A 25542-nucleotide genomic window follows, 5' to 3' on the forward strand; every position below is an offset into this window, starting at 1 on the left:
CTGGCGGTAGGGCCAAAAGGGCCGGTCAGCGGCCATCGCTGGCGCGGCTGCCAAACTGCGCCGAGACCTCGCGCTCGATGCGCACCAGCAGCGCCCGCAGGCGCGCTGTCAATGCCCGCGCCTGCGCCGTGCCGTCCCCGCGCAGCTCGCGCACCGGCTGCGCTTCCAGGTCTTCGCAGATGGTGGCGAACGCCGTGGCGCCGACCGCGCGCGCCGCCGACTTCAGTTGGTGCGCGAGGCTCGCGGTGTGGGTCAGATCGCCCCCTGCCAGCGCCGTGTCGATACCGGCCAGGTTCTCGCGCGTGGTGTCCAGGAACAGGAACGCGTATTTGCGCATTCGTTCGAGGTCGCCACCGGCCGTCGCGGCCAGCAGCGCCACGTCGAGCACCGCACTGCCCGGGGCCATGGTCGCGGGCAGGTTGACGGCGACGTCCGACACCGGCGCCGTGGTGCGCCCCAGGCAGCGCGCGATGGTGGCGGCCAGCAGTTCCGGCACCACCGGCTTGGCGAGAAATTCGTTCATGCCGGCCGCCATGCAGCGCGCGCGGTCGTCCACGCCGGCATTGGCCGTCATCGCCACCACGAGCGTGTCGGCCAGGCGCGGATCGCGCCGGATGCGGCGGGTCGCCTCCAGGCCATCCATCACCGGCATCTGCACGTCCATCAGCACGCAGTCGAAGCGCGCCTGTGCCATTGCTGCCAACGCCTCTTCGCCATTGCCCGCCACGACGACGTCGGCCCCGGCCAGTTCAAGCAGTTCGCGCGCCACCTGCTGGTTGAACGGATTGTCCTCGACCAGCAGCACGGCGCAGCCGTCCAGGCGTGCCTGGGCCGGCGCGGGCGCTGCGCCCAGGCCCGAACTTGCGCCCGCCCCCACCCGCGCGCCGGCGCCATCGTCCAGCGCGAGACGCGCCGTGAACCAGAAGATGCTGCCCACGGCAGGGGTGCTGGTGACGCCGACCTCACCGCCCATCAGCTCGGCCAGCTGGCGGCTGATCGCGAGGCCCAGGCCGGTGCCGCCGTGCTGGCGCGTGGCCGACTGGTCGGCCTGCTGGAATGGCGTAAACAGGTGCTGCAGCGCGTTGGGCGCGATGCCGATGCCGCGGTCTTCGACTTCGAAGCGCACCAGGATTTCCGGGCCAAATGCATGCGCCAGGCGTGCCCGCATCGTGATGCGGCCACGCTCGGCGAACTTGACGGCGTTGCCGGCAAAATTGAGCAGCACTTGTTCGAGGCGCAGCGAATCGCCGCACAGGGGCCGCATCAGCTCGGGCGCGATCTCGATATCGAAACCCAGGCCCTTGGCGGCAGCCGCCGTGCTCAGTTGCGCCTCGACGTTGCGCATCAGGGCGTCGGGCATGAAGCGTTCGGTCGCCAGTTCGAGCATGCCGGCCTCGATCTTGGAAAAGTCGAGGATGTCGTTGATGATGCCCAGCAGGTGCTGGCCCGAGTGGTAGATCTTTTCGAGATAGTCGCGCTGGCGCGGATCGGGCCCGGCCTGCAGCGCCAGGTGCGTCATGCCGATGATGCTGTTCATCGGCGTGCGGATCTCGTGGCTCATGTTCGACAGGAAGTCGCTCTTGGCCTTGCTGGCCGCGTCGGCGCGCGCCTTCAGGCGGTGCAGCTCGGTGATGTCAGTCGACACGCACAGCACTGCCGGCTCTTCGTCGACCTGCAGCGGCACGCGCACGCTCCACAACTGGCGCGTGGCGCCGTCCGGGCCGGCCTGGGTCACTTGCGCGCTGCTCTGGCGGTCGGCCCGCAGCACGGCGCGATCCAGCTCCCAGGTGGCGTCGGCCTGACCCGCGTCCATCGCCTCGACATCGGGCCGGCCGATCAGGTCCGTCGCCGGACGTCCGAGCCGCGAGGCGCCCTTGGCATTCAGATAGCGGATGCGGCGCGCGCCATCCTTCAGGTATACCTCGGCATCGAGGTTGTCGAGCACCGTGTCGAGCAGCAGGCGCTGCTCGACGGCAGCGCGGCGCGCCCGGTACTGGGCCAGGAACAGCCCGTACATCAGCAGCGTGCCGATGAAACCGGCGGCCAGCGCGCCCAAGGGCACAAAGCGGTCGACGCCGTCCAGCATCTTGGCGCGGGGCGCCGAAAAGTGGGCTGTCCAGCCGTTGCCGACGTAGTTTACGCCCAGTACCGACACAAAATGCAGCGCCGGATCCGGTGTTGCGCGGCGCACGTCCACGCCATGCAGCAGGATATCCCCCGCCACCGGCGCGCCTGGCCGGCCGGTATAGCGGCGCCCGGTGCCATACAGGCTCACGCGCAGCGGCTGCGCCTCGAGCGAGACGAGCGCATTGCGCACCATTTCCTGCACCGAAAAGAAAATGCCGAACGAGCCCAGATAGGCAGCCCGGCGCTGGCCCACGCCCAGGGGCAGCACGCCCCCGACGTACACGGGCACGCGCATGCCGAGGGCATTGTGCGGCACCGGGTCGGGCAGGAACACGGGCTGCCCCGATGCGACGATCGTGCCGCTGTCGCGCGCCTGTGACAGCGCCCGCGCGACCAGCGGCCGGGACGCCATGTCGAAGCCGAGCCGCCGGGTCGGCTTGTCGGCCGGGTATTGGTAGGTCACCACTTCGTACCACGGGCGGCACCCGGCCGGAAAGATCTGAAAATCCGGGTAACCGCGCACATCGACGCTGCGGTCGGCGCGCATGGCGGCAACGAAGGCATCGCGCTCGTTGTCGGGCACGCGCGTGGCAAACGTCAGGGCTTCGATGGCCGGATAATTATTTGGCAGGTCGAGCGCCGCTGCGTAACGATGGAACGATGCGCGGTCGGGCACCGCACTGCCGCCGCCGGCTGCATGCAGGGCGGCCATCGCGCGCACGGCGCGGGCATACGAGGCGATGGCGTTGTCGAGCCGTTCCTGGGCGCCGCGCGCCAGGTTGTCGAAGCGGCGCCGGGCGTCGGTCTCGACGGCGGCACTGGCGACCGCATGCAGCAGCATGCCGATCGCCAGCGCCAGCAGGACGCCGCCGCCCCACAGCACGATGGGCCGGCTCACGCGCGCGGCGGCAAGTTCGATGGCGCGGGCGCCACGCAAAGCTGATCGCTTCATGCTTTCCCTCTCGGGCGCTGCATGCCCCGCATATTGGTAAGAATCAAGATGAGTATATCGGTGCACCGGCCTGGCGCGGCCACGGTCACGATCCCGATGAGGCACGCGAGCAACAGATCGCGCCTCACGGGAGCACCGCAGCCCCTGTTTACGATGCCAGGCGCTTGGCGAACAGCGCGTTCCAGGTCGGCTCGATCTCGACGTACAGCGCCACTGCCTGCTCGATCCCGACGGCCTGCGGCATGCCGATGCGCGTGATGACCACGCCGGCGCGCCGCAGCATGCGCTCGATCGCCGTGGTGGTCACGGTGATGTAGCGCGACAGAGCGCGCTCGTGGGCATCGTCGATGATGGCGGCAATCGACTCCATCGTCATGGCCGAGAAACCGTAGCCAGCCGCCCCATCCGTCTCCAGCGCAAAGCGCGACAGCTCCCAGATCTGCGGGTCGCTCGGCGCCACCTGCCCGTCGAGCAGTTGCGGGAACGAATCCTTGAGCATGTACGGCCCTTCGGTGGGCAGCAGGCGCCAGCAGCCGCGCAACGTGGCGTCGTCGCGCATCAGCATATAGCGCGGCTCGAGGGCGTCGTAGCCATCGATCTCCATGCCCGACAACACCGGCACTTCCCAGCCAAGCCGCCCGCGGAACACCCGGGCGCGCAGCAAGTGCATTTCGCACAACTCGTTCGATGGAATGGCGCGGCGTGGCGCGATCCGGATATGCATGCTCATTACCCCTTCCTGAAATGACATCTGGTCGATCGGAAAATGCAGGACGCATAAAATCGTTATGCAAGTCGGGTAGCCTGGGTACTATCAGCTCTGCTAGGTGGCGAGCAATGTCGGGAGTGCAATACTTTTGCTTATGCAGTTTTCCAAGTGCTGTCTTCACTTTCCCGAAAGGAATAATCATGGCAATCGAAATGATGTCCGACGCGCTCGCCGCCGACATGCACGCCAACCACGTCATCGGTGCAGCTGGTGCTGTACGCATGGCGCCGCATGAACTGCGCCGTCTGCGCATCACCAAGCGTGAAAGCCAGGAAAAGTTCTGGGGCCGCTTCGGCGTCACCCAGTCGAGCGGCTCCCGCTTCGAGACTGGCCTGGCCATCCCGACGCCCGTGTCGATCCTGCTGCGCATGTATGTCAATGGCAAGCTCAGCGATGGTGATCTTCAGGCGTGATCAAGCCAAGGCCGATGGCCTTGACCACGGCCTGCTGGCGGGTGTTGACGTCGAACTTCTGACGCACATTCGCCAGATGGAAGTTGACGGTCGCTTCGGAGCAGTTGGTGATGCGAGCAATTTCCCATGAGGACTTGCCTGCCATGACCCACTGCAGGACTTCCAATTCACGCTTGGTCAGGCGCGGCGCCGCACCCCGGCCTTCTTCGGGCCGCGCACCTTCTTCGCGAAAGCGCTGCGATGAGGCGAACGCGTAATCGCGTACCAGCGCCAGCATCGGCAGTGCTTCCATCACGGCGCGCTGCGCCGCGATATCCGGGCGCGCATCGGATGCAAAACTGATCACACCGAATTCACCCTGCGGGCCGTGTACCGGCAGCGTCACGCCGCTGCGGATGCCGTGCGCGCTTGCTTCTTCGTACAGGCCCGCTTGCTGGGTGCCCGACGCGAACAGGCCCGGCTCCCACACCATCGGCAACGTGCTCGTCAGGCAGTGCGCCACGGTTGGATCGACATAGGCAAAACCGTTGCGGTCGTAGCGCTCGCGCCAGTTATCGGCGTAGTTACTGCGCAAGAAGGCCGACTCGAAGCGCGCATGGCGCGAACCGACCAGCCCGAACAGCACTTGATCGAACCCCAATGTCCGCGCGAGATTGAACAGGGAAGCGCTCCACTGGGTCGCATCTCTGGCTTGCATCAATTCGAGTAGCAAGGCGGTATCAATCATGGGGTCGTTAGAATATGCATCAGCGTTATCCTAGTCGCTTCACCCCCCTTCAAAATCCTCGAAAATTAACAATCGATATATTTACACGCACCTATTTCACGCGTGTCGTGTAATGACAACAACTATTTTCAGACCATTCTTCATTGCAGATTGCGTTTGATGACGATGTGTGGGGTCACTTGCTGCGCATTTTTCCCATGCAGTGCGCGTTTATGCTTTTGTTCTCGGAAAACAAAATTGTGTCTTGACGTAGATCAATGACACGTTCTTTCGCTGTTGCAGACCATCCAACGGGCCAAGGTGGCTCCTGCCGCACCGTATGACCTTCCGTGCGCGTCCCACGCCGGCTTCGCCTGCGGGGCGTGGGCCGGTCAATCATGCGCAAAATGGCAGAGCCGGTGTGTAAAATCGCCACATGCACCTTTCATCTTCACCGGCCCCACAAGGCGCAACGCCGGACACCACGACACGCGCCTGGGTCCGCATGCCGTCAGGCCGGCGCCTCGACCTGCTCGACCCCACCCCGTTCGACTGGGACGACGCCGACCTGGCGCTAGGCCTGGCCCGCACCTACCGCTGGGGCGGCCACTCGGCGTGGCCATTGCCGCTGTCGGTCGCGCAGCATTCGATCAGCGTGATGCTGCTGCGGCGCGCGGCGACGCCCTCGTTGTCGCCGCTCGACGAACTGCGCGAGCTGCTGCACGATGCCGAAGAAGGCTTGCTGGGATTCGATGCGATTTCGGTCATCAAGCCATTTCTGGGCGACGCTTTTCGCGCCCTGACCCAGCGCCTGGAACACATGGTGTTTTTGCGCTATGGCTTGCCGGCCTGGGATGCGAAGTCGCATGCGGCGCACAAGAAAGCCGACCGGCTCGCCGCGGCCAGCGAAGCGGTCCATGTGGCGGGCTGGTCGGCTGAAGAAGTCCGGCACACGCTGAAAATTCGCGCGGCGATCCTGCCTGAAGACCCGCTGGCGCGCTACTACGATTGTGCGCCATGGGAACCGTGGCCACCGGCGCTGGCCTGTGAACGTTTTTTGCGTGAGCTCGAACGGCTCACAGAGTCTGCCGGGACGGCGTCGGTTAAGCCGGCGCCTTGAGAAGCGCCGGCCTCTCCCTTATGCCTTTGCGCGTGGGGTCAGTTCTTTTTCCAGAAACTTTTCCAAGATCCAAAAGGAGCGTTTGGAAAAGTTTTGCGACTCGTCGGCAAGGAGGCGAAGAAGCCGCGAGAGCAGCTTGCATTGAGCGCTGGCATCGAACGAAATTTCGTTTGTCTCATCAAACGCGGCGTGCATCAACCTACTGTTCGGGTCGTGTTTAAGCTCGCGCACGCTTTGGGTATTTCGCCGCTGTGCTGGCGACCAGCCGAACTAGAGATAGGGCGCGCCCTGCCCGGCACAAGGCCAACTAAGAGGAGATCTGCGGCGAGCAACGAAAAGTGTTGCGGCGGATACGAGGATCATCTCGATGACCGGCGTTGCTAAGCTACCCATCCAAGTTCACGCAATATGAAACCTAGCGCCTGCACTGCAAGCCCGGCGTCATCTTCTTCCACAGTTCTTAGCGACATTTTATGTCGTTCGTTATCCTTACCTCTTGAATGCAGCCTTGAAATGATTTCTAGGGTTGACCGCAGCGCGACCATTTCCTTGTCACCAAAACGGTTTTGTAATGCTTTAACCCATGCACCGAGATCCTTTTCTGTTGGCGATTCCGCACCCTCCTGCTGCTGCATCCACCGCGAAACAAATACGACGGCTGCGTTTCGGCACTGATCGACAACTGAAGTTGGTAACTCTCGATAAGCGGCGTCTAACGCCCGATCGTATGCTGACTTGACGGCTGCAAAACCTGGCGGATGGATCCGGGTTGGATCGAGTTCCGGGAGCACCCCCAGGGCCGACTCCGCTCGCAATACGAGGAGAACGTCAGAGCCAAGCGAACGTTCTACCTGGACAATTTTCCAAATGGAGCAAGCATCGGCTTGGCCCAGCACCATTCTTAAACCTACGCCCCTATTCTGACGAAGAAGTAAGTCAGTGGCTTCTATATAAACCGTCAACTCCTTTGAAACGTTCCAGCCATTATTCGCAGCTTTGATCAAATCAGAATGAAGTGCTGGATGGGCCTCTACCCGAACCATCTCCCGATTCGTATTGCTGAAGTTTTGGTATAGCCGGCCACGTCGTACCCTCGGGCCAAAATCGAAAGATGTTTCGACAAACACCCACCCGAACGGATCACTTGCAAAGCTCCGAGGGACTTTTTGCATATCACTAGGCATTTCAATTAAGGTCGCGTTGCAGACTGGCGGAGTTGGCCATACGGGATGCGTTGGCCCAGCGCGGCCTTCATACACCAAACCCGTGTTGATATCTATTCCTAATCGCGACACTTTTGTTTGCTCCTCTATTGAAGGGTATTGTTTTTCGAGATATTCACTTTTTCCGCTTACTTTCGCTCTGCGGTATGTCCACATCCGGACCAAAAGCGGACGGGGCAATTACATTACTTCCATTGCCATAAACGACGACTGTCGGACGTCGATGCTTACTACACCGGCTCGACAGCAGACGCCGAGGGTCAAGCACGACACTATTTGAACTTGGCGCCGCTGCCACATGTGCAGGGCCCGCTAACCCGAGTCACTCAACTAGGTCGCCCAAGTGGCCGAGCTGAAAAGCGATGCTATTTTCACCACGCAAGTAATTGCCCAGGAACTCATTCCCTTTGATTTCTACTTTGCACTGTGCCACACGGTTGCGCCAGTGGTTCTCCCCCACCTCGCTCTCAAAGCAGTGATAGGGGGCGGGGATATCCCGCGTGTGCATTTCAGTCTTGGGCATCGATTCGGCTCGAACAGGTGTGTCGTTATTGCCAGGCTCGGTAAGCTGCCGCGGCAAAATAATGGGGGGAAATTTTCCACGGGTTGCATGCAGCAACCAGCAAGTGCAGGAAGTATATAGCGTGTCGGCGATAATGATACAAGGGCATCCGGCGAAGTCGCAGCGACCACTACGGCTACCGCCAGCTCGAGCGCAGGCCTTGCGGCCGCTGCTGTCGGCAACGCCGCTGGTGGCAGACTCTTAGGATTTAGGCGCCGAGCATTGAAGCCTAGCCGCCGGCTCATCACGAGCGCCTAACAAACCACCAGCTTGCCTTCGCCCCTGTACAAGGAGCCATTCAACCTTTGGAAACTAAATTGAAAACTGATTACGCCTAAAGCGCTTCGGACACATGGGACGACTGTCCCGTTCGATGAATCTATCTGCTTAGTCTGGCGGATCACTACCGGTAAGTATGAAAGAGCGCTTAGGAAGTGCGCTGCTGCTGGATTCGCTCAACGAGAAGCATCACAAGTTTATCGGCATGATCGTTACTGACGTTGTGTTGCCGGTGCGGATTCGATAGGGCCACCATCGCAACTTCCTCCGCTGTCACAAATTTTGCGTAGGCGCTTTCGTTTTCGATTCCCAACACCATGCATGCTTCCCGCCCAAGCGCCGTAGACAGTGATGAGCAGTCTTGGCATACCATGCCGCGATAGGCACCGTAGCGGTCGGTAGGTGTATAGAACGACGGGGTGAAGATATCGAACACCCACTTGTTCTTATTCGACAAGCGAACCGTATGGAATTTCTTGCGCTCGCAGCACGGGCACTGCCACGTGTCATCCACCTTGCTCCATGACTTAGTACATGAAACCTTCGCAATGTAATCGAAATCTTCGGCTTGAGGCGTCTTCCGCGGCGGCTGATGGACGCTCCTACGCCAAGCGCTTAAGTCCGTCGGCGGACGCCTTTTATCTCCTGCCAGTTCATAAAGCGCGGTGGGCGCTCCGTAGCTTGTGGAAAGAAACTTGGCTTTAGTATAGATCTCTTCTGCGCGCTGGGGTCTTGGGACCTCCTGATACCAATGGTTATTGCCGGCTGCAATGTCCGCGATTCGTGCGACGATCTTGAGCCTGAGCTTGAACGTTTCTGCCTGTTCTAACCAGATCCGTCGTGCTTGTTCGCGATCAATCTCATGCGGGACGTTCGGCCTCGCTTTGACAAACTGACTGATTTCCTGCGGTGAGTACGAAAAATCCACATGAGCGCCAACCTCACGTTTTGCTTTGGGATCGACAGTGTTGCAGTCGTCGCAAATTATAGTGTTGTCATAAGCTGCCACCATTTGCGAGGATCGCTTTGCAAAGCGTTTTGCAAATTCATCTGCGACAACCTTGCCACGCGTTTTGCATTGACGTTCAAACTCGGCTTCCACTAAATCTGCCATGTGATCATGATGCTCCACGAGTCGGCACATTAGCTTGCCTTTATCGGTTACCCGAGCAATGTCGCGCTTGCCCCTACCGCAGCCTGGACAGGTCCAATCCGTTGGAGTGCAGGCCCACGCAAGAGTCATGTCGATAGCTTCGGTAAGAACGTTAAACCGCTCCGTAAGTTCACGTGACAGTGGCGACATGATCCCGTCGAGCTGAGCCCCGCCGGCCACACGGTCGAACACCTTCGGTTTTTCGGAACGTTCGTCGCGATAGCCCCAGTCTGTAATGGTCATTTGAAATCCTTTCCTCTAAGAAGACGTCATTTTTGACAAGGCACTACCTTTAGCAATGCATTCACCACGAATCTTATTTTTTATACACACTCTTTAAGTGCTCAAAACAACGAGGTTAAACGTCAGCTTTCGAGACAACCAGTCAGCGGCCCGAGGCGGAAGCTCGCATATGTACTTACTCTTCACGCGGCCGCCATTTTGCTACGGCGACAGCCTGCTAGGTGCCACACGGCAGCGGCGGACGGGTATTGCCGGGCCAACAATCTGAGGCAAATGTGCAGCCACGACAACAAAGACGCGCATCGATCATGTGTATTTGACAGCGGGACTCTCTGCGGTCTATGACATCGAGGTGGGCGCAGTGGTGAGGCGTTTCATCAATGAAGAGGACCCTGGGCGCCGACAACACGGGCATAGAGATTGCAGATGACCCTGCCGCGAGTCGAACGATATTGCAGACGCTCCACTTATGGAAGCTGCAGTCCATATCCGGTCCAGTTTTGACAAAGTGGGTCGCTTGGCCAGTGACAATAATCCAGTTATCGGGCTCTCTAGGATTCGAACGTGCAAGTGGCCGTGTGACCGCCTGTTTGTGCATCGGCTCGCGCAGGAATCCAGGAAAATCAACAGTCGGCGCGGGCCGAAGCGCAAGGTCGAGCTGCTCTCCCGTTCGCGCCAGGAGAGCCGCGGCGCCGGCAGCAAGGTCGTCGACGTGCGGCCCTAGAGAGAGTTCGTCTGTTATCTCGTCCTTCGTGTACGCGAGCAAGGACTCCTCAGATTCCTCGAGCACTGTCAGGAGCATATTGTCCGCCCCCCGTAACACTAGCGCAGGATAGACCAATACACGCGGCTTTCGCCCGAAAACAGGTGATCCACTTGCCTCGTAGCTCACGTGAACTGCGTGAAAACATGCGACGACCGAGTCCTTTGTGAGGTAGTTCAGGATCTGTGTAGGCCGGACGCTGAAAGGGGTCTCGGCGGCGAGAGCCTTCTTCGATATCAGCCAGAACAATTCGCTGGCCTGAGCCTTGAAATTCTGCTTGTGAAAAATCTTGATCTTGGTGTCTACGACGGTGCCCTCGACGAAGGCCTGCATTGGGTCAACGAACACGACGATCCATTGTCCACTTGTGATCATGGCTCTTGGCAGCGTGAGACCGTGCCGGTCTTTCAGACCTTTAACGTAGCCGCCCACCTGATCGATGTAGGCGTGCCATTGTCCCGCCACCGGAGAGTTTTTCGCCTCCCCACCGGTTCTCCAATGATTGATGCCTTCACCCAGCAGGGCTGGAGCCTCAAAAGCCTCCTTCTTTCGGGGCTGCAGAAACGACTTGTCCCAAGCTTTGGCCTCAATGAGTAAGGCTGGAACATTGCTGGTCGCTTCGACGCCAAGATAGTCCATGAACGTGGTGGTCTCGCCCTTGAGGCGAGCCTCTTCCGCCATATCCCCACCTAATCCAAGCGACCAACCAAGCAGTTCTACGAGTTCATCTAGAAAGTGAACGCGAGTCGTGTGTTCATGCGGATCGCCTGGCTCCGCGCCTGCAAACTCCGGCCGCGCGTCTGCGGCGATCGACGCATCAAAGCGATCGATCAGACTGGCAAATCGTTCGATGAACTCTGCCTCCGTGACCTCGCGAATCACTGGAGCAGCTCCGGCAGACGATAGAGCAGCTTTCTTGCCGACGGCCACCCTGCTTCCATGAATATCTCGAGGCAGTCCACAAGTGCCTCACGCCTTTCTTTAGATCCAAAGATCTCCTTGCTATCCGCCAAGAAGCTGCTTATCAGTCGCACCATCAGGTCGGCCCCCAATGGTTCGTATTGGTAGCCGCCTTTCGCGCCGCCTCCTCGAATCGCACGCGCAGTCAGATCGAATGCACGCTCCGGGGCCTGCGGAGACAGAATCTCGATCAATTGCAGGAGATGGTAAATAGTGTGCGGATGTGCTTGATCCGCGATAAGCTCGAGCGTCGACGCTACCTCGCGAAAGTAAATCTCATACCCCTCCTCGTCGATTCCAGAACTGCCGTTGTCTCGACTGGCCGCGAAATAGAGCTGCATGGTTGCCTTGTCAATGAGCTCTATACATGGTCTCAACCTCGGCACCTGATCGTCGGGGACAGCGACACTCGGGTTATACGCTGCAAGTGGTCCGCTGGCGGCAACGACAATTCGATGAACGAGGCCCTGGGCTCGTTGCCGAAGCGCATCTTCCACTGATTGGCTATGCTGCAGACCCAGCACTAATGCATCACGGAGCGTGAACAGAATTGTTCCGAGCTGTCGGCTATGCCCAGCCGGGTCCTGCAGCCATCCTGCCAAAACAGCCTCCGCCAAGCCTCGCTGATGAGTCACCGAAAGAATCGCGACGAGGTCTGCTACAGATTCCTCAAGATCAGTCAGCTTTGCCGTACCACTGTACCGCGCAAGTAGCGCTTGGATCAGTCGCTCGCTTCGGTCAGGTTCGACATGGATAACTGTCCGCAGCACATTGACGACGGAGTCCAATACCGCAAAGTTCGTCTCTCGTTCAAGACGCAGTTCGAGCCGTCGCCAGAAGCCAGCTCGATCGCGATCCCACAATCGAATGAGGTGTCCAACTGACTGAGCTCGTGCCGCTGGATGGGGATCCTCCAAAAAACGATCAATATCCTCTGCAAGTTGTAGGTACAGATCGGGCCGCTGCAAGCAGACGTCCAGCGCCGCCGTGGCGGCCTCGATGCGGGCAGCAGGACTGCCCCAAGCCTGGGACCGTTCATACTCGGACTCCGTCTGTTTAGTGACATCCGGGTTGTTAGAGTCGGCCGCTATCCGAAAGAGCGCAAGATAACGAGCAGTCGGATCGAAGCCCTCCCTGACAACTAAGCGCTCGCCCTGCGCAAGTCGCTCACATCCCTGACCGATTACGCCTTCGCCATGGCTGCGCAGCGCTCCGTCCAAGTCGGGAGCTTCTAGGCCACGAACGATTGCCTCTAGCAACGTGAGTGCACGCGCCGTATCGATTTCTTCGGTCGATGGGCGACCAGGCTTGGCCTCCAAATAGTCCCGGGCCGCCTCAATGGCCTCCATGACGGTGATATTTGACGGTCTGTCTCTGTCAAGATTTCTAATCCAGAAAAAGGGCTCGGGCTGACTGGATCCGGTTGTGATGCGAAATGGTCTCTCATTTCGAAGGCTACGCTCGACCGACTCTACTGGCATAGCCGCAAGAATGGCACGTGCACTTTCGGTGACCAGTTGATCATGCCCGATAACGCTATACAAACGCTGGATCAGGTGTTCCCTGGCCGCCTCGGGATCGGTATACCTTTCCATTGAGAAGGTCGTCACCGAGCTTTCGAGGGCCTCCCGCTCAGCCATGCTACGCCGCTCGTACCCGCGGGCCACGAGGTCAATCGCATCTTTCTGAGTATCGATATTCGAGAGCCAGCCTTCATCTGCCGCAATTGGCCAAAGCTGGTCAATCAAGCTATCGTTGCGTCGTACTGCCGCAAGAAATATCCTTGCCCATGTTAATGCCCATGCCGATGATGTTGAGATCTGGTCTGCAACCAAGAGAGCATCGGGCTCCGGTAAGGACACAAACGCTGGCAGGAACTTCGCGATCAGGGCGTCACCATCCTGGCCATACGTGTGATCAGGGTCGTTCCCCCAGATGTGACTCAAGTCGGTTTCAAGTCGGAGAGTCCTGCCACCGATCGTTCTGGTGATAACTTCGCGCTCTGTTAGCTTGTGCGTCCGCCGAATGTAGTGGTCTACCGATTCCACAAACGCTCGGGCAGCCGCTTGAGGGTGATCCTGCAGAAATGTTGGGAAGAACTCGCACAACGAGTATAGCGCCATGCGGTAGTCTTGCTCGGAGCTCGACGTCAGATTTAGGATCTGACTTCGACCGCCCATGTTGGTCGTCACATCATCCTTGACGGTCCCTGCAAAGGTCTTCGAATACACCGTAGCAGCGAAATCGGGATCGGCGGCGGCTAGTTTGGAAATCTCACGGCACAGCGCCGGAACGTCCTCCCAGTTGTGTGCCTCGGCGCGCCCAGATTCAAAAATGCGTTCCAAGAGCGCTCGTGACTCCGAAGCAGCAGTCGCGTAAGTGGCGACGACATAGGGGATGACGAGCGCTGCGTCGATTCTCGAGTCAGGATGGTCGAACAAGAAACCCAATAGTGCTCTAGCCGCAAGACCGACCGCCGCACCTGTCTGAGAGGGACGCGCCACGTTGATCAGGAGGTAAAGCAGCGTCCTCAATGGGGAGGGAACTCGCTCGACGCTGGCAGCGAGTGCACCGGCAAGCGAGACCCACGGCGTGAGAATAACATTCGGATGGTCTTCGAAGCGCACCGCCAGCGCAGCCACCACGTGCCAAAGTGCCATAGGCACCATGTCTCGACCGCTGGCTACATGTTTGGCGATAGCATGAGTGTCGGCAGCATTCTCCGGCAGCTCAGCGCTGAGCCTTCCAGCCAAGCTTCGAAGAATCGGGTCTCCCTCCGGATTGCTGACCATCCTTTCGACGGCCATCCAGTAGCGCTCATGATCCGGCTGAGCCCCCCAGAGCTCCTGCAGCAAGAAGCCCATCGCCGGCGCAAGCATCAGACCAATTGTCTGAGCTTTCAGGTACTGCACCTCACCGGAAACGAGCCTGTCGACGTCCATAAGAAGTCGCGATGCAGCATAGTCGAATAGTAGGTGGTGACGGAACTGGACGAAACGCTCGTTCTCGACCTTGGCTAACACGCCCTTGAGCAGAAGCGCATCCAAGCCATCTGGCGCCGTGGCAGCGATGACATGAGTCTGGACCCGCAGCGCTCTGCTATCAACCATAGCTTTTACAACGAGGTGCAAGCAGGCGTCAGCGCGCGACCCCAATGGCGTCACCCGATGCTCCCAATACAACCGCAGCAGGCCCGCCTGGTTCGCCAGATCGCTAAATGCTTCAGCCCCCATTCCTGTGCGAAGCAACTCGCCGATGAGACGGGTGTTAAAAGGCACAAGCGCAAGTTGCCGAAGCTTCGTTGGCGCGCCATCGAGTGCGGTACGAAGTTCCGGCGCTTGGTTCAGGACTTGGTCGAACTCGTCCTCCGACCAAGGAGGCACAAGCAGATGCCTCACCGTTGGGAACGCGGCATCCTGATAGTTCGGGTTGATCGGAAGACCTGCGAACAACTCCCGGAACCGGACGCCCATGCGCAGGTCGAACGTCCGTATCGAGGCCACGACCTTCCACCGTCCCTTCAAGGCGAGAACGCGCTCGATTAGTGTTCGAAACGCACCCTCTCCCTGTCCGCCACGGGTAGCATCAAGGGCGTCAACAACTAGCCATCCGCCCGACGGTCCGTCCCATGCCTCGAGCACTTTGACCAGGTCGTGTTCGAGAACCAGTTCGTTCTTCAGCCCAACGAGGTCTTGAACGCTATAGCGGTCAACGGCGAGCTCGACGACGTCGCCATAGTTTCTCAACTCACGGGCCAGCGCGTTGATGACGGCGCTCTTGCCGGCACCGGGCTCGCCGATCAAGAGGAGCGATCCTGCTTGAGCGGCGGCTAGTGCGGCTACCTGGCATTCCCGGGTAATTCGGATAACGCCCTCGGTTCTCTCGATTTGCTCGTAGGGCTGCAAATCGGCGGCAATCTGGGCCGAGTGTTCCCTAAGCTTGCGGATATCGTTTTCGAAGCGCGGCGGCGCCGACAGCGGTACTCGTGCATGCATGACTGCCTGCCGCAGTTGAGGTAAGTCACCACCGCTCCGTTCGGTCATCCAGCGCTGGCTGATCTGCGTCACTGCGGTGATCAAAGGTCGAGCCTGATCCGTCGTCGTCGCCTTTGCCGCTAGCCCTTCCATGACGTTGGCGTACGCGCCAGCCGGGTCAAACGTCATCACCCTCACAAGCGGCGCAACACTTCGAAGCACGGTCGGGCTCCAGGGTTCGGTAGTGGTGTCGCTCCAGGCCGCCTGCATGCATGTCTCGAACACCTCCAGAGCCCTTTGCTGGTCTTGCGTCAGCGCACTCGGCGACGGCTGCGAGTAAGACCGCAGGGCTGACGGAAGATCTACACGAATCGATGCGGGTGTGGTGGGCCCTACTGCCAGCACGAGTCGATCCATGTTCGGATCGAGGCGGCGATCCCAAAATTGTTCGCCCTGGCCATCGCGGCAGACAAGCCAGTGTCGAACGAACTGCTGTATGGTTTTGGCTAAGCCGCCTTGAGCCCCGGACGAGAGGTTCACGGTCGTTTTGGCCTGCACCGCGATGAACCCGCCGCTCGAGGTTGCCACCAGAATGTCATCCACAGGTGCCTCGGTCTCGAAGCGAACCCATACAGGCACGGCTGCCCCCAATTCCAGTACGTGGTCGACTGGAACCTGGGCAAGCAACTGCAGACCAAAAAGCGCCCCAAGCTGGGCCTGAAACCCAATACCCGCTGCTGCGGCCGCGCCACCACTGGATATGCCTCGAGAGGTAGTGGGATACTGTGAGGTTACCAAGTTTGACTCGCTTAAGTTGACTTCGGGGAGTGGCCGCCATTATTGCACAACGTGAACTATCCCCAGCAGGGAAGACAAACCGCCCTTAATCGAAATAAGGTGTCAAGCAAACCGGCAGCCGCCGCGCTTTCTCAGCAAATCTATATGGTTGAACAAGAAAAATGGCTTCAACGCGTTCTCGAGCAGGAGGTATTCAACTGTCGACAACACTACGGGCAAACTGTGGCGCGCGGCGACGCCCTCGTTGTCGCCGCTCGACGAACTGCGCGAGCTGCTGCACGATGCCGAAGAAGGCTTGCTGGGATTCGATGCGATTTCGGTCATCAAGCCGTTTCTGGGCGACGCTTTTCGCGCCCTGACCCAGCGCCTGGAACACATGGTGTTTTTGCGCTACGGCCTGCCGGCCTGGGATGAGAAGTCGCATGCGGCGCACAAGAAAGCCGACCGGTTGGCCGCGGCCAGCGAAGCGGTTCATGTGGCAGGCTGGTCGGCTGAAGAAGTCCGGCGCACGCTGAAAATTCGCGCAGCGATCCTGCCTGAAGACCCGCTGGCGCGCTACTACGATTGCGCGCCATGGGAACCGTGGCCACCGGCGCTGGCCTGTGAACGTTTTTTGCGTGAGCTCGAACGGCTCACGGAATCTGCCGGGACGGCGTCGGTCAAGCCGGCGCCCTGAGAAGCGCCGGCCTCCCATTTACGCTTTCGCGCGCGGGGTCAGTTCTTTTTCCAGAAACTTTTCCAGGCCCTCAAGCGAGCGGCCACGCGTTTCCGGCAAACGCAGCGCAACAAAGATCAGCGAGCCGACATTGATGGCGGCGAACAGGAAGAACGTCGCACTGCCGAACTGCGCCAGCGCCAGCGGGAACAGCAAGGCCACGATCGCGTTGAAAATCCACTGGCACGCCACGGCGGTACCGGTCAGCACGCCGCGCAGATGCATCGGGAACAGCTCGGACATCAACAGCCAGTACACGGGTGCAATCAGCATCTGCATGCACAACAGGAAGCACAGGATGCAGGCCAGTGCGGCGTAGCTGCGCGTGATGCCGTCGGGCATCCACAGCAGCACGGCGCCCAGCGCAAACTGCATGACGACCACGCCGGTCAGGCCCGACATCAGCATCGAGCGGCGACCGTGCTTGCCGATCAGCCAGATACCGATGAACGTGGCGATCACGGCGACCACGCCGTTGCCGATGGTCGCGGTCAGGGCCGCGTTCGTGCCCAGGCCCGTCGACTGCAGGATGATCGGGGTGAAGTACATGAAGGCGTTCACGCCCGTGAACTGGGCCATGAAGCCCAGGCCGATGCCGAGCCACAGCAATTTCTTGATCCATGGCGTGCCCAGCACTGCCGACCAGCCGGCCTGCTCGTGCTCGATCCCGTTCAGCTTGGTCATGTCGGCCATCTCGGTCTCGATCTGCTTGTCGCTCGAGCGGATTTGCTGCAGCACGGCGCGCGCTTCATCCATCCGGTTCTTGCTGGCCAGCCAGCGTGGCGACGGCGGCACGAACATCATCCCCACACCCAGCAGCAAGGCGGGCACGGCGGCGATGGCCAGCATGTAGCGCCAGACATCCGGCGAATTCGAATAATGCGCCAGCACTGCATTGAGCACGTAGGCGATCAACTGGCCGGTCACGATCATCAGCTCGTTCTGCGTGACCAGTCTGGCGCGCCTGCTGGGGCCAGCCATTTCGGCAATGAACACCGGCACGGTGGACGACGCGCCACCCACGGCCAGGCCGAGCACGAAGCGCATCGCGACCATGATCTCGACCGACGGCGCGAGCGTTGTGCCGAGCGCGCCGATCATGAACACCAGCGACAGCCAGATCAGCGTCATGCGGCGACCGAACCGGTCGGACAGCGTGCCCGCCATCAGCGAACCGACCGCGGCGCCGAACACGAGCGCGGACGTCACGATGCCTTCTGTCAGCGGGGTCAAGCCGAGGCCACCCTGCGATGGCGGCGCGCTCATGAACGGCAGCGCGCCGGAGATCACGCCGGTATCGTACCCAAACGCGAGCGCGCCCATCGTCGCAACGATGGCGACCTTGAAGACGAAGCGGCTTTCCTTGGTATCGGGCGGCGCTGGTGCGTCTGCCGGAGGAACTGCTGAAGACATACGGATCCTTTGTTGGAAATGGACAGGATAGGGAAACAGCGGGCCCATTTCGTCACCATCCGGGCGATGGCGGCGTTGGCAAACGCACGAGGACGTTACCCGTCAAGGTATATAACTTGGCAAAGGATAAAGAACTGCAGATGACACGACTGTTCGATAGCAAACATATTAGTGAATGTGGTGGACTAACAAAAACACAATCGTGTTGTCGATACTGAATCGAGATTCGCCATCATACGAAACATGCCCAGAAGCATCAATGGACGCTAACTAGCTGATTTTGTTCAGGGTTTTAGGCTATCCACAAGAATTGTGGATAACTGTGTGGACAAGCGCCACTTGACAAGCCGCAAGGCCAGACGGGATGCGGGTTTCAACAAATTGCCCGTTCGAGAGGCAAAATTTTGTTCCAATAAAATCAACGACTTGCACGTGCACCACATGGGAGCAACAAGTTTATGTGCGGCCCACTCCTACAAAAGCGTGACATGGGGGATAAGTGGCCAACGTGGCGCGATCTGCGGCTATTTCCAGGCGCTGCGGGCCCGGTCACGCACGAGCATGCGAACACTATCGGGCATGGGCGTGCGCAGTTCGCGCTTGTCGGCGCTCAGCCACGCGGATTCTTCAAAATGCTTGAGCATGACAGGCGTGACAAAGCGCGAACGCGTCGCATACACATGGCGGTCGCCCATGCTTGACTGCTGCTTGATGAAGAAGCGGTTGGGGACGATCAGATGCAGGTTGTCGCGGGCCCGGGTCATGGCCACATACAATAAACGCCGCTCTTCCTCGATATCGTCCTGGTTGCCAGTGGCCATGTCCGACGGTATGCAGCCGTCGACCACATTGAGCACGTGGACCGACTTCCACTCTTGCCCCTTACTCGAGTGAATGGTGGAGAGGATCACGTAATCGTCATCGAGCAGTGGCGGGCCGGCGCGGTCACTGGTCGCTTCAGGCGGGTCGAGCGTGATCTCGGCCAGGAAACTTTCGCGATTGGCATGGCCACCCGACAAGGCGACGAGCTGGTCGAGGTCAAGTGCGCGCACCTGGAAATCGTCGTGCAGGCGCTCCAGATGCGGCGCATACCAGTCGCGCGCCAGCTCCAGGTCTTGCGGCCAGCGCAGGCCAGGGGTGCGCAGGCGCGCATACAGCGCGCAGAACGCCTGCCACTCGACGCTGCAGCGGGCCGGCACCGGGAACGCCGCCAGCGTGGCGGCGACTTCGCTGCTCTCGCCCACCGCATCGAGCACGCGCGTGGCAGTCGCCTGGCCGATTCCGGGAATCAGTTGCAGCACGCGGAACCCGGCCAGGCGCCCGCTCGGGTTCTGGGCAAAGCGCAGCAGCGCCAGCACATCCTTGATATGCGAGGCTTCCAGAAACTTCAGGCCGCCGAACTTGACGAACGGGACGTTGCGCCGCATGAGTTCGAGTTCGAGCGCGGCGCTGTGGCTGGCCGCCCGAAACAGCACCGCCTGCGACTTGAGGGGTACACCTTCTTCGCGCTGCTCGAGAATGCGGCTGCAGACCCAGCGCGCCTGCTCGGCTTCATCGGGAATCAGGACCAGCTGCGGTTTAATGGCCGACACCTTGTCGGTCCAGAGCGTCTTGGCGTGGCGCTCGAGCGCAGCGCCAATCACGGCATTAGAGGCATCCAGGATCGGCTGCGTCGAGCGGTAATTGCGTTCGAGTGTGATCAGGTGCGCCGGCTGCGTGAACTGGCCCGCAAAATCGAGGATGTTGCGCACGGTGGCGCCGCGAAATCCATAGATGGACTGGGCGTCGTCGCCGACCACCATCACGCCCCTGCCGTCGGGCTTCATGCCGGTGATGATTGCGGCCTGCAGGCGGTTGGTGTCCTGGTATTCGTCGACCAGCACGTGGTCGAACCAGCTGCCCAGCTCGGCCCCCAGCACCGGATCAGCTGCCATCTCGGCCCAGAACAGCAGCAGATCGTCATAGTCGAGAACATTTTGCTCTTGCTTGGCATCGACATAGGCGCCCAACAGCGTCTTGAGCTGGGCTTCCCATTCAGCGCACCACGGGAAATATGCCTGCAGCACCTGATCCAGCGGATCGCGGCTGTTGACCACCCGCGAATAGATCGACAGGCAGGTGCCTTTCATGGGGAAGCGTTTTTCGGTGCGCGACAGGCCGATCTCGTGGCGCACCATGCCCATCAGGTCTTCGGCGTCGCCCCGGTCGTGGATCGTGAATTGCGGGTCGAGCCCGATGCGCCCGGCGAATTCGCGCAGCAGGCGTGCGCCGATGCTGTGAAAGGTGCCCGCCCATGGCAGAGATACCGGCGCCTGCGTGCGGGTAGATGCGCCACGGCCAAGCAGGCGGTGCAGGACACCGCTGGCGCGCTGGCTCATCTCGCCCGCGGCGCGCCGCGAAAAGGTCAGCAGCAGGATGCGCTGCGGATCGGCGCCGGCCCCGATCAGGCGCGCCACACGGTGCGCCAGGGTTTTGGTCTTGCCGGAGCCCGCGCCGGCCACCACCAGCAGCGGGCGTGGTGCCTCCGAGCCGATATCGTGCTCGACCGCGGCGCGCTGCTCTGGATTCAGGCTGGCGAACGGGTCCTCAATGGCAGGCTCGGCGGTAGCGGTGGTCATGGTGTGGCGGACGGAGAAAGCGATACTGTACATTTATCCAGTACCAAACCACAAGTGCTAAATCGCGCGACCGCGGGCAGAGCGTTCGCGTGACATCGGGCACGGATTACCGTGCCAGCGCCAGGCCATGGACAAATAAAACCGTTCTGGATATCCACAAAGTCTGTGAATAACTATGTGGAAAAGCGGGGGCTTGACACGCTGGACATGGCCTGCGGGGCGGCTTTCAACAAGTTGCCTATTGGGGAGGCATCGACGGTGACAACTGCAGATTTGTCCCAAACAAAGGGGCCCGCACCCTTGACAGCGCCCGCGCCGCTGTGCGGATTACGCCAGTACGCGGCGCCGTTCGGGCTCGAGCAAAACACGCTCGATGACCTTCGGCCGCACACCGTTGGACTTCAGGTATTCGACCGCCGGCACGACGCCGAGTTCGCCCAACGTGGCAATGCCACGTGTGACGACATCGCGCTGGCCGGCATTGGATCGCAACTCGGACACGCTGGCAGCGCGTGGATGGATGTCTTGCGCGTGCAGTGGTTTCATCGCTGAACTCCGGTAATGGTGGATGTGTCATGCACCACGATTATTGGCGAAGTAAATCCAAAGTCAATGGCAAACGTGTATCAGTCCGCGAATACAAGGTCATGCCGAGCGTGAGCACGGCGCAACGGCGATAATAACGGGATGAGCCAATCGCCCCTTCCCTCCCCAAACGCGCCGCCGGACGCCGCCGCAGCAGCCCACCCGGTGCCCACCTCATGCACCGACCTGTTCGTCTCGTTCACGCTGATCGCCCTGCAGGGCTTTGGCGGTGTGCTGGCCGTGATCCAGCGCGAAATGGTCGAGCGCAAACGCTGGCTGAGCAATGAAGAATTCATCGAAGAATGGTCGGTCGCGCAAATCCTGCCGGGGCCGAACGTGTGCAACCTGGCGCTGATGATCGGCCAGCGCCATTTCGGCCTGGCCGGCGCGATGAGCGCACTGGCCGGCTTGCTGGCGGCGCCGCTGGTCGTGGTGCTGGCGCTGGCCCTGGTATATGCGCGCTTCGCCGACGTGCCACAGGTCCAGGGGGCGCTGCGCGGCATGGCGGCCGTCGCTGCAGGCCTGGTGGCGGCCACTGGCCTGAAGATGTCGGCCGCGCTGGGCAAGAACGTGCTGCCGCTCATCGTCTGCGTACTTATCGCCGCAGTCGCCTTCGTGCTGCTGGCCTGGGTGCGGGTTCCACTGGCGGCCGTCGTACTCGGACTCGGTGGCCTGGGCTGCGTACTGGCCTGGCGCAGGCTCACCCCATGAGCGCGCCGCAGCTCGTCTTTACGTGGCACGACTGGGTCAGCCTGTTCACGCACTTTCTGGGGCTGTCGCTGATGTCCCTCGGCGGCGCGATCTCGACCACGTCCGAGATGCAGCGCTATCTGGTCGAGCGCCAGGGCTGGCTGACACCGGCGCAGTTTGGCGACTCGGTGGCGCTCGCGCAATCGTCGCCCGGCCCGAATGTGCTGTTCGTGGCGCTGCTGGGCTGGAACGTCGGCCTGAACAATGGCAGCACGGCGGCCGCGCTCTGCGGCGTGGTCATCGCGATGATCGGCATCATGCTGCCGTCGACCGTGTTTACCTATCAGGTGGCGCAGTGGGCGCATCGCAATCGCGAACGGCGGGCCGTGCGCGCCTTCAAGCAGGGCATGGCCCCGCTCGTCATTGCGATGCTGCTGTCGACCGCCTGGCTGCTGGCCTCGGGCAGCGGCGCCGGTCCGGACCACTGGCCACTGTGGCTGCTGTCGGCGGCCAGCTGCATCGTCATCTGGCGCACCCGCCTGCACCTGCTGTGGATGCTGGCGTCCGGCGCCGTGCTCGGCGCACTCCAGCTGGTGTAGTTGGCATGCCTTCGCAGGACGCGGCATACTGGCCGCATCTTTCACTGCCCCCCACATGATGATGTCCGAACTCCTGAACCAACATGCCTGCTTCGGCGGCGAGCAGCGTTTTTACCAGCACGACTCCAGCGCCATCGGCTTGCCGATGAAGTTTTCGGTGTACCTGCCGCCCGAGGCCACCGAGGCCAGCGGCAAGAAGCTGCCGGTGCTGTTCTACCTGGCCGGCCTGACCTGTACCGAAGAAACGTTCATGACCAAGGCCGGCGCCCAGCGCGTGGCGAGCGAACTGGGCATCATCCTGGTGGCGCCCGACACCAGCCCGCGCGGTGCCAACGTGCCAGGCGAGACCGACAGCTGGGACTTCGGCGTCGGCGCCGGCTTCTACCTTGACGCCACCGAAGCGCCATGGTCGATCCATTACCGCATGCACAGCTACCTGCTCGAACTGCACACGCTGGTGCTTGATCTGCTGCCGGCCGATCCGGCGCGCGTGGGCATCTTCGGCCATTCGATGGGCGGGCACGGCGCGCTCGTCATGGCGCTGCGCCACCCGGAGCTGTTCCGTTCGGTGTCGGCGTTTGCACCCATCGCCGCACCAAGCCGCTGCCCATGGGGCGTCAAAGCCTTTGGCGGCTATCTGGGCCCGGATGAAAGCACCTGGCAACAATATGACGCCAGCGCGCTGATGGCGCAGCAGGAAACGGCGCCCTTCCCGGACGGTATCCTGATTGACCAGGGCCTGGGCGACAAGTTCCTGCCCGAGCAGTTGCGGCCGGAAGCCTTCGAAGGCGCCTGCGCCCGCATCGGCCAGCCGCTCACGCTGCGCCGCCAGCCAGGCTATGACCACGGCTACTACTTCATCTCGACCTTCGTCGAAGACCATCTGCGTTTCCACGCACGTCAGCTCGGCTGATTCTTGGCGGCTTCAGCCAGGCTGAAGCCGTTTTCCCGTACGCTCCCTTCTCCGCTCTCCCGCCTCCTGTTGTCGTGCCATTCGCTCGCGACCTGTCCGCAGTGATTACTGTCTGATAACTGCAACAAAGACAGTCATTCTTTAGATCATCTTAAGGCAAGTGACAATCGCCATAGTCACAAAGTTTCCGTAAGGATACAATGCTTTCTTAAAATTCCCATCCGCATCCCGTCATTCCTGCCCGGCCCGCCTGGCTCGCCACGATGCACATCCCCACTTCACGTTCGTCAAACACGTCAATAAAAAGATGAAACTCAGCTTCCGTACCAAACTCTACCTGCCACTCGTTCTGAGCTGGTTGTGCCTGTCAGTGATGGCGATTCTTCATGTGTACGAAAGTAACGCCCAGCGTCTCGAGGAACGTAAAATCGCGCTGAGATTTGCGACCGATGTCGGCATGTCCACCGTCAAGGAATACGCGGAACTGGCGTCATCTGGCGCGATGAGCGTCGCAGAAGCACAGCAGCAAGCCCTCAAACGTCTGAAGTCCATGCGTTACGGGAAGGATGGCTATTACACGGTCGTCGATTCAGCCCCGAAAATGCTGATGCACCCGGTCAAGGCAGAGCTGATCGGCAAGGACCTGAGCGACTTCAAGGATACCAACGGCACCTACTTGTACCGCAACGTGGCGGCCATTGCCAAAGCCAGCGGAGAAGGCTGGGTTGAATACGTCTGGCCCAAGCCAGGCAACCCGGACCAGCAGCAGGTGTTCCCGAAAGGCGCCTATGTGCTCACCTACAAGCCGTGGGACTGGACCTTCATGACGGGTCTCTACATGGATGACCTGCATGACGCGTTTGTTGGCGACCTGTGGCGCGCCGTCGTCTTCCTGGCGATTTGCGGTGTGATCCTGAGCACGATTGTGTTGCTGGTACTGCGTAATATCACACACTCGATCCGCCAGGCAGTCAGTGCAGCGGATGCCGTGGCCGGCGGCGACCTGACCCATCACATCACGATCGAAGGCAAGGACGAGATCGCGCAACTGATGTCGTCGCTTGACAGAATGCAGCAAGGCCTTGCCAACGTCGTGAGCGAAGTACGCCAGGGCACGGACGCCATCGCCGCCGCTTCATCGCAGATTGCGCAAGGCAATCTCGATCTGTCGGCGCGTACCGAGCAGCAGGTCGCTTCGCTCGACAAAACCACCGCGTCGATGGAAACGCTGGCCGGCACGGTACGCGAGAACGGCGAGTATGCGCGCCAGGCCAACACGCTGGCGCTGTCGGCGTCCGATGTAGCAACCCACGGCGGCACGATCGTTTCTCAAGTTGTCACGACGATGGCGTCGATCAATGCCTCATCGACCAAGATCGTCGACATCATCAGCGTCATCGATGGCATCGCCTTCCAGACCAATATCCTGGCGTTGAACGCTGCCGTCGAAGCAGCACGGGCGGGTGAACAGGGCCGCGGCTTTGCGGTCGTGGCCGCTGAAGTGCGCAACCTGGCCCAGCGCTCGGCTGCAGCGGCCAGGGACGTCAAGACGCTGATCAGCGACTCGGTTGCGACGGTCGAGGCAGGCAGCAAACTGGTCGGCGAAGCGGGCAGCACGATGGATGACATCGTCGCGAGCGTCAAGCGCGTGACGGATATCATCGGAGAAATCGCGGATGCCGGCCAAGCGCAGCAGGTGGAGCTGAAACAAATCAACGACACCATTCTCGACATGGACAGCACGATGCAGCAAAACGCAGCGCTGGTCGAAGAAGCGGCATCGGCGTCTGCATCGCTGCACATGCAGGCACATAACCTGACCGGTGCAGTCAGCCTGTTCAAGCTGACGGCAAGCCAGCTTCACCCGGGCACGGCGCCTCGCCTTGCACTGACTTCACGCGCCAACAACTGATCGTCGGCCGCGGTCACCGCCCTGCACCTGTGCACGGCGGTGACTGCACATCAGC

General features: G+C 60.8%; 19 protein-coding genes. 7 read left to right on the forward strand and 12 right to left on the reverse strand.

Annotation, left to right across the window (positions count from 1 at the left end):
* Nucleotides 1–25: 25 nt before the first annotated feature.
* Nucleotides 26–3079, reverse strand: coding sequence for a CHASE domain-containing hybrid sensor histidine kinase/response regulator family protein (locus NX775_RS02700; protein WP_258834593.1), 3054 nt, complete (start codon nucleotides 3077–3079; stop codon nucleotides 26–28).
* A gap of 148 nt (nucleotides 3080–3227) precedes the next feature.
* Nucleotides 3228–3809 carry an acyl-homoserine-lactone synthase gene (locus NX775_RS02705; RefSeq protein ID WP_258834594.1) on the reverse strand — a complete coding sequence of 194 codons (582 nt, stop codon included), beginning with the start codon at nucleotides 3807–3809 and terminating at the stop codon, nucleotides 3228–3230.
* A 179-nt stretch (nucleotides 3810–3988) separates the two neighbouring features.
* Between NX775_RS02705 and NX775_RS02710 the strand changes: the two genes are divergently transcribed.
* Nucleotides 3989–4261 carry a helix-turn-helix domain-containing protein gene (locus NX775_RS02710; RefSeq protein WP_258834595.1) on the forward strand — a complete coding sequence of 91 codons (273 nt, stop codon included), beginning with the start codon at nucleotides 3989–3991 and terminating at the stop codon, nucleotides 4259–4261.
* Here the strand turns inward: NX775_RS02710 and NX775_RS02715 are convergent.
* Nucleotides 4236–4988, reverse strand: a complete 753-nt coding sequence (locus NX775_RS02715) for a helix-turn-helix transcriptional regulator (protein WP_258834596.1) — start codon at nucleotides 4986–4988, stop codon at nucleotides 4236–4238. The genes NX775_RS02710 and NX775_RS02715 overlap by 26 nt on opposite strands.
* A gap of 484 nt (nucleotides 4989–5472) precedes the next feature.
* On the opposite strand from NX775_RS02715, the gene NX775_RS02720 reads away from it, so the two are divergent.
* Nucleotides 5473–6087, forward strand: coding sequence for a phosphohydrolase (locus NX775_RS02720; protein ID WP_258835097.1), 615 nt, complete (start codon nucleotides 5473–5475; stop codon nucleotides 6085–6087).
* A 380-nt stretch (nucleotides 6088–6467) separates the two neighbouring features.
* Here the strand turns inward: NX775_RS02720 and NX775_RS02725 are convergent, their stop codons facing one another.
* From NX775_RS02725 to NX775_RS02745, 6 genes are all read right to left on the reverse strand, one after another.
* Complete coding sequence (locus tag NX775_RS02725; RefSeq protein WP_258834597.1) at nucleotides 6468–7466, reverse strand: hypothetical protein; 999 nt, start codon at nucleotides 7464–7466, stop codon at nucleotides 6468–6470.
* A gap of 116 nt (nucleotides 7467–7582) precedes the next feature.
* Nucleotides 7583–7636, reverse strand: coding sequence for an SEC-C metal-binding domain-containing protein (locus tag NX775_RS24270; protein WP_502572601.1), 54 nt, complete (start codon nucleotides 7634–7636; stop codon nucleotides 7583–7585).
* The gene (locus tag NX775_RS02730) at nucleotides 7633–7833 is read right to left on the reverse strand and encodes a hypothetical protein (protein ID WP_258834598.1); all 201 of its coding nucleotides are present in this window, start codon (nucleotides 7831–7833) and stop codon (nucleotides 7633–7635) included. Before NX775_RS02730 ends, NX775_RS24270 begins: the two co-directional genes overlap by 4 nt.
* Nucleotides 7834–8299: 466 nt before the next feature.
* Nucleotides 8300–9547 (reverse strand): hypothetical protein, encoded by a 1248-nt coding sequence (locus tag NX775_RS02735; protein ID WP_258834599.1) that lies wholly within the window; start codon nucleotides 9545–9547, stop codon nucleotides 8300–8302.
* 217 nt (nucleotides 9548–9764) lie between these two features.
* Nucleotides 9765–11240, reverse strand: coding sequence for a hypothetical protein (locus tag NX775_RS02740; RefSeq protein ID WP_258834600.1), 1476 nt, complete (start codon nucleotides 11238–11240; stop codon nucleotides 9765–9767).
* A complete protein-coding gene (locus NX775_RS02745) occupies nucleotides 11189–16042 on the reverse strand; it encodes a DEAD/DEAH box helicase family protein (protein ID WP_258834601.1) in 4854 nt (1617 codons plus the stop codon). Before NX775_RS02745 ends, NX775_RS02740 begins: the two co-directional genes overlap by 52 nt.
* Nucleotides 16043–16190: 148 nt before the next feature.
* Between NX775_RS02745 and NX775_RS02750 the strand changes: the two genes are divergently transcribed.
* The gene (locus NX775_RS02750; protein ID WP_258834602.1) at nucleotides 16191–16718 is read left to right on the forward strand and encodes a hypothetical protein; all 528 of its coding nucleotides are present in this window, start codon (nucleotides 16191–16193) and stop codon (nucleotides 16716–16718) included.
* Between the two features lie 18 nt (nucleotides 16719–16736).
* Here the strand turns inward: NX775_RS02750 and NX775_RS02755 are convergent, their stop codons facing one another.
* The 3 genes from NX775_RS02755 to NX775_RS02765 all read right to left on the reverse strand — a co-directional run bounded on the left by NX775_RS02755 (nucleotide 16737) and on the right by NX775_RS02765 (nucleotide 21334).
* On the reverse strand, nucleotides 16737–18170 hold the full coding sequence (locus tag NX775_RS02755; protein ID WP_258834603.1) for a sugar porter family MFS transporter: 1434 nt from the start codon (nucleotides 18168–18170) through the stop codon (nucleotides 16737–16739).
* A 524-nt stretch (nucleotides 18171–18694) separates the two neighbouring features.
* Entirely contained in the window at nucleotides 18695–20788 is a 2094-nt protein-coding gene (locus NX775_RS02760) for an ATP-dependent helicase (RefSeq protein WP_258834604.1), read from the reverse strand.
* Between the two features lie 327 nt (nucleotides 20789–21115).
* A complete protein-coding gene (locus NX775_RS02765) occupies nucleotides 21116–21334 on the reverse strand; it encodes a hypothetical protein (protein WP_258834605.1) in 219 nt (72 codons plus the stop codon).
* Nucleotides 21335–21475: 141 nt separating this feature from the next.
* On the opposite strand from NX775_RS02765, the gene NX775_RS02770 reads away from it, so the two are divergent.
* The 4 genes from NX775_RS02770 (at nucleotide 21476) to NX775_RS24015 (ending at nucleotide 25487) form a co-directional block, all read left to right on the forward strand.
* The gene (locus NX775_RS02770; RefSeq protein WP_258834606.1) at nucleotides 21476–22084 is read left to right on the forward strand and encodes a chromate transporter; all 609 of its coding nucleotides are present in this window, start codon (nucleotides 21476–21478) and stop codon (nucleotides 22082–22084) included.
* On the forward strand, nucleotides 22081–22662 hold the full coding sequence (locus NX775_RS02775) for a chromate transporter (protein WP_258834607.1): 582 nt from the start codon (nucleotides 22081–22083) through the stop codon (nucleotides 22660–22662). Before NX775_RS02770 ends, NX775_RS02775 begins: the two co-directional genes overlap by 4 nt.
* Nucleotides 22663–22723: 61 nt before the next feature.
* Nucleotides 22724–23575 carry an S-formylglutathione hydrolase gene (gene fghA, locus NX775_RS02780; protein WP_258835098.1) on the forward strand — a complete coding sequence of 284 codons (852 nt, stop codon included), beginning with the start codon at nucleotides 22724–22726 and terminating at the stop codon, nucleotides 23573–23575.
* A gap of 307 nt (nucleotides 23576–23882) precedes the next feature.
* A complete protein-coding gene (locus NX775_RS24015) occupies nucleotides 23883–25487 on the forward strand; it encodes a methyl-accepting chemotaxis protein (RefSeq protein WP_307732042.1) in 1605 nt (534 codons plus the stop codon).
* The last annotated feature ends 55 nt before the right edge of the window (nucleotides 25488–25542 follow it).

Source organism: Massilia aurea (genome assembly GCF_024753205.1).
GTDB lineage: Bacteria > Pseudomonadota > Gammaproteobacteria > Burkholderiales > Burkholderiaceae_D > Telluria > Telluria aurea.